The sequence below is a fragment of the Pseudomonas sp. PS02288 genome, from assembly GCF_029959715.1.
GTDB lineage: Bacteria > Pseudomonadota > Gammaproteobacteria > Pseudomonadales > Pseudomonadaceae > Pseudomonas_O > Pseudomonas_O kuykendallii.
In genome coordinates this window covers 1-6,804 of sequence record NZ_JASCPA010000105.1, presented here as the reverse complement: position 1 = coordinate 6,804, position 6,804 = coordinate 1, and the positions used below count along the sequence as shown (strand labels likewise).

The following is a 6,804-nucleotide window of genomic DNA, read 5'->3' as shown; positions in this document are numbered from 1 at the left end:
GTAGGGTGCGCCGTGCGCACCATGAGCCCCAACGCTCAAAGATGGACTCGTAACACATCCGCGGCAATCGGGGAGCGGCTCGGTGCGCGCGGCGCACCCTACGGTGGCGCTGCGCATAAAAAAACGCGGCCGAAGCCGCGTCTGAAGGGGGGTGAAACGAGGAGTACAACGACGTGCAAACGGAGCGCGCCAGGCGCGCCCCGTGGGTGGCTCAGAAGAAGCCCAGCGGATTGGTGTCGTAGCTGACCAGCAGGTTCTTGGTCTGCTGCATCATCTTGTGCGTCTCGCGGTCGACGCCGGACTTCTTGTAGCCGCCGAACGCGATTTGCGCCGCCTACAGGTTCATCCGGGGAACCTGGAGTGCCTGGTTGATCGCACTTTCAGTCTTTCGGATAACCCGGATGAACGCCCTACTGAGAGGTCACCGCTAGCTGGCTATCTTGAAACGGCCGACCATGCCATTGAGTTCAACCGCCAGTGCAGTCAACGCACGACTGGCCGTATTGGTCTGCTCCGATCCGGAGGAGTTCTGCAGTGAAATATCGCGGATATTGATAAGGTTGCGATCCACTTCGCGCGCGACGTGGGTCTGTTCCTCGGTAGCGCTGGCGATCACCAGATTGCGGTCGCTGATCTGAGCGATGGACTCGATGATCTGTTCGAGCGCCTCGCCCGCGCCCTGGGCAATACCGAGCGTTTTCTTGGCAAGACCGTTGCTTAGGTCCATGGACCGGGCGGCCTGCTCGGTATCGTTCTGGATCGCGCCGATCATCGTCTCGATCTCTTGCGTGGATTGGCCGGTCTTATGGGCCAATGCGCGAACCTCATCGGCTACAACGGCGAAACCTCTCCCCGCTTCACCCGCCCGGGCAGCCTCGATGGCGGCATTGAGGGCCAACAGATTGGTCTGCTCCGCAATGCTCTGGATAACGTCAAGAACCTGGGTGATGCCCCGAATCTTGCCGACCAACTGGCCGAAGTTGGCGGATGTCGCATCCACATCGGAGGCCAGTTGGGTGATGGTGGTCAGGGTTTGGGTGATGCGCTCGCTGCCATGGCGCGCCATTCGCCCGGATTCGTTGGAGCTTTCCGAGGCGCCAGCGGCGTTTCGCGCCACCTCTTCCACCGCGCTACTCATTTCCGTGACTGCTGTAGCCGCCTGATCGATTTCCAGGTTCTGCTGGTGGAGATTCGCCGTCGTCGTTTCGGTGACGGTGGTGAGCTGTCCGGCGGCAGACGCCAGTTGATTCGAAGCCTCGGCAATCTGCTCGATCGTGCTCCGCAACTTGCCCTGCATGCCCTGCAGCGCCTGCATCAAACGAGCAGGCTCGTCCGTACCGCTGACATCGATGGCAAAGGCCAGATCGCCGTCGGCTACCGCGTTGGCGACCTGCACAGCATTGGCCAAAGGTTTGACGATACTGCGGGTGAAAAGCGCAGCGAGGCAGACGGTAGCGATGGCCGAAAGCGCCATGGCCATCAAGGTGACGCTCCTGGCCAGTGAGAACACATCATCGGAAATCCTGGCTGCTTCTGCGGCGCCGGCTCGATTGATCGCTATCAATTCATTGAGTTCGGTACCCATCCGTTCCGCCAGCCTGCTCATATCGCCCTGGGCGATCGATAAGGCCGCCGTCCTATCTCCTTCCCGCAGAAACTGGATCAGCTGCGACTGCTCATCCAGGTACCCTCGCTCGCTCAATCTGAATTCATCGTAGGCATTCTGCTCTTCGGGCGAGCTGATTAGCTTCACGTAGCGGGCTTCGGTGAGCATCAGGTTTTCACGCAGCTGCTGCGCCTTGACGACATTCTCGTCCATATCGGAGACGTCCTGGATAAGCAGCAATTGCAGGGTCACGGCGCGCAAACGAAGGATATCCTGCGATAGGTCGCTCAATGCGTTAAGGCTGGGGACCCAGTTATCCGCAACGTTGCTCGAACTGTCATGAATGCGGCTCATCTGTAGGAGAGCAAAGCAGCCAAGCGCAAACACGCACGCTGAAATGATGCCGAAGCTGAGCGCAGCCCTAGGTGCAATGGACATCGATCGAAAGTTCATGTCGAGGTACTCGTGGTTATTTGGGTGTCGAGCTGGATAGGTTGCACGGGGGTTTGCCATGAGAAGGTTCGGCGACAGTCATCCCATTCGTGCTGAATCGCCTCTATGCGCGGGTACAGGCCCTCCAGAGTCCTTACCAGCCACGGGTCGAATTGCTTCCCCGCCTGCTCTCGGATGTAGCATTGCGCGCGCTCGCAGGACCAGGCTGCCTTATAGGGGCGGGGCATGCGCAGTGCATCGTAGACGTCGCACAGCGCGACGATTCGGGCGGCAAGCGGAATCTGCTCGCCGCTCAAGCCATTGGGATAACCCTTGCCATCCCATTTCTCGTGGTGACCCAGGGCGATATCCGCCGCCATCCGGGTCAGTGGCGACGGATGCTCCTGGTTGAGGATGTCCCAGCCGATCTGGGGATGCTGGTTCATGATCCGGCGCTCGTCCTCGGTCAACGCGCCGGGCTTTAGGAGAATGTGATCCGGAATGCCGATCTTGCCCACATCGTGCAGTGGTGCGGCCTGGCGCAACAGCTCCACCCAGCTTTCGTCCATGCCCAGTTCCCTGGCAATCAATGCCGCCGACTCGCCGATGCGCTGGATGTGATTGCCGGTTTCGTTGTCGCGGTAGGCCGCCGCCCGTGTCAGCGTCCGCATGACCGCAAGATAGCTTTCGTTCAACTGCGCTGTACGTTGTTCTACACGAGCCTCCAGGCCGCTTTTCGCCTCTTGCAATGCCAAGTTGGCAAAACTCAGTTCCAGATTGCTGCGCACCCGCAGTATCACTTCGGGTAGGTCGACGGGCTTGCTCAGGTAATCGTTGGCCCCCAGCTCCAGGCCGCTGCGCCGACTGACCGTATCGCTGAGGGCGGTAATGATGATCACTGGGCTGGCACCGCGATCCCGGTCGGAGAGCTGTCGCAGAATTTCGAAACCATCTGGAGCAGGCATGTCGATGTCCAGCAGCAGCAAGCTCCAGGAATTCGCCCGCAGCCAGTCCAACGCTGCCGCTGAATCGGAGAAACTGACGATGTTGCGCAGGCCGAAAGCCTTGAGGCTGGACTCAAGCAGGCGAGTATTGGCCGCCACGTCATCGACGATGACTACACAGGCCTGTTGAAACCGTTCAAATAACATCTGTCAGCTCCTCGCGAACCAGTTCCTGTACCAATCGGTGCAGTTCTAGGGGGTCCACTGGCATGCTGAGCAGGGCACTGGCACCCAGGCTGGCCAATGCCTCCGCTTGCCCCGGTGGACAGAAAAGGATGACCGGCATGCCGGCCAGTTGCGGACGCCTGTGGATCTCTCGCATCAAGTCTCGCCCACAGAGGCCTTCCAGCTCGGCGCTCAGGAGCAGGATGTCGGCGGGCTGGCGCTCCAGCGCATCGAGCAGGTATTGGCCGTTTTCGAACTGCTTTAGGTCCACGGTAGGCAAGGCGTTCAATACCAACTGGCGGCGCTCTGCATTCCGGTCGGCGTGGTAAACCCTCGTCGCCCGCGAAATCGGCGCACGGGGGTACTCCTGGGTGGCAGGAGCCCAGGCGGGCAGTTCGATCCAGAAATGGCTGCCTTCGTGAAGCTCGCTATGGAAACCCATCCTTCCGTGCATCAGGCTCGCGTATTCCTTACACAGCGATAAGCCGATACCGGTGCCGGGAATGGCGGTATTTTCCTGGCCTAGGCGCTGGAAAGGCTCGAACAGCATCGGCTGCAGGGCATCGGCGATGCCGATGCCGGTATCCACCACCGTTAGTCGTACCCAGTCGCTTTCCCGCGTGCAACGCAGACTTACACTCCCGTGCGGGGTGTACTTGATGGCGTTCGACAGGAGATTGAGCAGAACCTGGCGCAGGCGCCTCGGCTCGGCACGGACCCACAGAGGTCCAGGCGGCAGACACAGCTCCAGGGTCAGACGATGGGTCTGTATTTCGGGAGCGATCCATTCGGCGCATGCCTGCATCAAAGCGATGGCATCGACCTTTTGCAGGTCCAGTCGTGGACGTTCGCTTTGAATACTGGACCAGTCGAGAATGTCCGCCACCAGATGATTCAGATGGCGACTGGCCAGAAGGATCTCCTCAAGGTAATCCTGTTCGCCTTCTTGCTGCGCCAGGGGCGACTCCATTTGCAGCAGCTGCGCGAATCCCTGAATGGCATTGAGCGGCGTCCGGAGTTCATGGCTCATGCTGGAAATGAACTGTGATTTTGCCCGGCTGGCGTCCTGCGTTTCCTGGTTCGCCTGTTTGAGTAGCGCCAGACTGCTTTCCAAGCGCGTGCCCATCACCTGCACGTCGACGATGATCTGCTCCAACTCGACAATTTGCGTGTCTGGCCGTAGCGGCCGCCAATTGCCCACGCCGATGTCCTGCAACATCGCGGCAATGCCGGTGATAGGCGACTTCAATTTGTTGCTGAGCAGCCGCACGCGATGCCACATGACGAGGAAAAATATGAGGTAGAAGATCACCAGCCCGGCAATCATCAGATAACCGATGGAGCGGTAATAACTCGCCAGCGAATCGGTCTTGCTGAAGACCTGCGCCTCGTCCACGACCGTAAGTAACCGCCACTGGGTAGCACCGATGGTGTTCCAGGCGATCAGGTGATGAAGCCCCTTCAACGGTAGTGAAATGACCCCCGTTGTGCGGGCTGCCATGGCTTCGGCCAGCGCCCGGGTTTCGCCGCGATTGAACAGGTTGAAATCCTTGGGCTTCAGCAATTCGGTACTGATGGCCTCGCTGTACGAATGGCTGGTCAGCTCGTCCAGACCAAAATCGCTCTCGCCCGCTGGCGGCAACGCCATGATGTCCATGTCGTCGCTAACGATCAGCGCGTAACCGTTCCAGGGCACATCCAGCCCGTTGATATGGTCCAGGAGCCTGCCAACCGTGATGTCCAGCCCGACTACGCCTTCGAGAAAGTCCTTGCGAAAGACGGGGGCAATAGCGGAAAGCATCCATCCCTGCCCCGCTGGGTCGAGGTATACGTCGGTCCAGGTCACGGCGCGGGAGGGGTTATGGGCAGGCGTGGCCAGGTAGTAAAAGTTGAAATCGGGGATGTTCATCTTCGACGGATACTGGCTCAGGGTGTTGAACCAGGGATAAATGCGGTTGTAACTGTCCCAGCTATTGAAGTAGATGCTGGTGACCAGTGGGCTATGGCGTTCGGTTTCGCGCATGAAGGCGTCCAGTCGCTCCAGGCGCGCAACCTTGAACAGGTCCTGTTGCGCCACTGGCGTGGCCGCGGAATAGAACGAGGCGGCTCCCCCCTTATCCACGTCGCTGTAACGTGCGCCACTGGAACTCAGCTTCAGCTTGGCCGGTGCGACTTGCGTCGTGTCGCTCAGGGCCTGCTCGGTCAACGCGGCATAAGTGGCGGTCAACTGGGCAATGTTGCCCAGTTCGCTCTGCACCACATTGGTCTCCTGGGCTGCCGCAGTCTGCAGATCTGCGAGCGCCACTTCTCGAAGGTGGGTGACTTGCGCATCCCGGATGGAGGTATTGGTCAGCAGATAGATGGCGATCAGTACGGTTTCCACCAGGATCAGCGGAATCAGGGCGGTCTGGAGAAATGCACGCCATATCCAACGTCTCAGACCGATCGAAGCGACGTGTGACATAGAGCCTCTCCCCCTCGTCAAACTGGGGCATCTTATAATGGCACAATGATAGCACAACAGGTAATGGCCGATGCCTATCCGTTGGTATTAGAGAGCGACGGCATTTCCGTTTGCGCACTCGATTGACCGGCGAGAACAGCAAGACGGCTCTGCTCGCGGAAGGTGCGGGCGGTGCAGCGGCGCATAAAGAAACGCGGCCGAAGCCGCGTCTGAAGGGGGGTGAAACGAGGAGTACAACGACGTGCAAACCGAGCGCGCCAGGCGCGCCCCGAGGGTGGCTCAGAAGAAGCCCAGCGGATTGGTGTCGTAGCTGACCAGCAGGTTCTTGGTCTGCTGGTAGTGGTCGAGCATCATCTTGTGCGTCTCGCGGCCGACGCCGGACTTCTTGTAGCCGCCGAACGCGGCATGCGCCGGGTACAGGTGGTAGCAGTTGGTCCACACACGACCGGCCTTGATCGCCCGGCCCATGCGGTAGGCGCGGTTGATGTCGCGCGTCCACAGCCCGGCGCCCAGGCCGAACTCGGTGTCGTTGGCGATCGCCAGGGCTTCGGCTTCGTCCTTGAAGGTGGTGATGCTCACCACCGGACCGAAGATTTCCTCCTGGAACACGCGCATCTTGTTGTTGCCCTTGAGCAGCGTCGGCTGGATGTAATAGCCGCTGGCCAGGTTGCCCTCGAGCTTCTCGACGCCGCCGCCGGTGAGCAGCTCGGCGCCTTCCTGACGGGCGATGTCCAGGTAGCTGAGGATCTTGTCGAACTGCTGCTCGGAGGCCTGCGCGCCGACCATGGTTTCGGTGTCCAGCGGGTCGCCCCGCTTGATCTGGCCGATCTTCTTCATCACTTCCTGCATGAACGCCGGGTAGATCGATTCCTGCACCAGCGCACGCGACGGGCAGGTGCACACCTCGCCCTGGTTGAAGAACGCCAGCACCAGGCCTTCGGCGGCCTTCTCGATGAAGCTCGGCTCGGCCTGCATGATGTCTTCGAAGAAGATGTTCGGGCTCTTGCCGCCCAGCTCGACGGTGCTGGGGATGATGTTCTCGGCGGCGCACTTGAGGATGTGCGAGCCGACCGGGGTGGAGCCGGTGAAGGCGATCTTGGCAATGCGCTTGCTGGTGGCCAGCGCCTCGCCGG

The 6,804-nt window shown here is 60.3% G+C and carries 4 protein-coding genes and 1 pseudogene; all 5 read right to left on the bottom strand.

Annotation, left to right across the window (positions count from 1 at the left end; translation table 11 throughout):
• Positions 1-211: 211 nt before the first annotated feature.
• Positions 212-322: pseudogene (locus QMX85_RS22970) on the bottom strand (hypothetical protein); the annotation flags it as partial.
• A gap of 105 nt (positions 323-427) precedes the next feature.
• Positions 428-2,059: a methyl-accepting chemotaxis protein gene (locus QMX85_RS22965; protein ID WP_282344810.1), complete on the bottom strand. Its 1,632-nt coding sequence runs from the start codon at positions 2,057-2,059 to the stop codon at positions 428-430.
• Positions 2,056-3,189: an HD domain-containing phosphohydrolase gene (locus QMX85_RS22960; RefSeq protein ID WP_282344809.1), complete on the bottom strand. Its 1,134-nt coding sequence runs from the start codon at positions 3,187-3,189 to the stop codon at positions 2,056-2,058. The genes QMX85_RS22965 and QMX85_RS22960 overlap by 4 nt, the downstream gene beginning before the upstream one ends.
• Positions 3,179-5,671, bottom strand: a complete 2,493-nt coding sequence (locus QMX85_RS22955; RefSeq protein WP_282344808.1) for an ATP-binding protein — start codon at positions 5,669-5,671, stop codon at positions 3,179-3,181. Before QMX85_RS22955 ends, QMX85_RS22960 begins: the two co-directional genes overlap by 11 nt.
• 279 nt (positions 5,672-5,950) lie before the next feature.
• Positions 5,951-6,804 (bottom strand): aldehyde dehydrogenase family protein (locus QMX85_RS22950; RefSeq protein ID WP_282344807.1); only part of this gene is annotated, 854 nt, incomplete at its 5' end.

Excerpts from the sequence above, each read along its gene's own strand:
- QMX85_RS22965 (WP_282344810.1), bottom strand. The coding sequence starts at position 2,059 with ATGAACTTTCGATCGATGTCCATTGCACCTAGGGCTGCGCTCAGCTTC.
- QMX85_RS22960 (WP_282344809.1), bottom strand. The coding sequence starts at position 3,189 with ATGTTATTTGAACGGTTTCAACAGGCCTGTGTAGTCATCGTCGATGAC.
- QMX85_RS22955 (WP_282344808.1), bottom strand. The coding sequence starts at position 5,671 with ATGTCACACGTCGCTTCGATCGGTCTGAGACGTTGGATATGGCGTGCA.